Genomic DNA, 516 nt, shown 5'->3' with positions numbered 1-516 from the left:
AATATTTTAAATCTAGGGCATTATTATCAGTAACCAAAATAGCAATTGAAATCAATGATGTATATGTTTTCTTGCCTCGAGAACCACTCAGATTGCCAATTGTCAGTCAAAAACTTGAAAAAAGCTATTGACACCTACAGAATATTTGCTAAAATAGCCAGCCTATCGAGACGTAGTCGTTGTTAACAACATTACGATTTGATATTTAGCGGGATTAGCTCAGTGGTAGAGCACAACCTTGCCAAGGTTGGGGTCGAGAGTTCGAATCTCTTATCCCGCTCCAAATATAGCTTGCAAAAGCACTAAAGCCTTACTTTTTATAAGAAGTAAGGCTTTTTTTGTATTTTAAATTTAGCACTTAACATTTAAAAGGTAAGTTTGCAGCGCTATTAAGAGTTTATAGATATACTAAAAATCCCTGCCTTATAAAATGCACCCGTTACAAATTACGGATAATTTGACACACTCATTTAATTTTAGCCGCGCATAATAATAGTCTGTAGCTTTTAAAAATAA

At 33.9% G+C, this 516-nt stretch carries 1 tRNA gene; it reads left to right on the top strand.

From position 1 onward, the window contains the following. The first annotated feature begins 208 nt into the window (after window positions 1–208). Window positions 209–283 (top strand) — tRNA-Gly (locus CXF58_RS01265). The last annotated feature ends 233 nt before the right edge of the window (window positions 284–516 follow it).

The sequence above is a fragment of the Psychrobacter sp. Sarcosine-02u-2 genome (assembly GCF_002836335.1).
GTDB lineage: Bacteria > Pseudomonadota > Gammaproteobacteria > Pseudomonadales > Moraxellaceae > Psychrobacter > Psychrobacter faecalis.
Note: the sequence above shows the minus strand (reverse complement) of the source record. Positions and strands in the feature narration are given on the sequence as shown.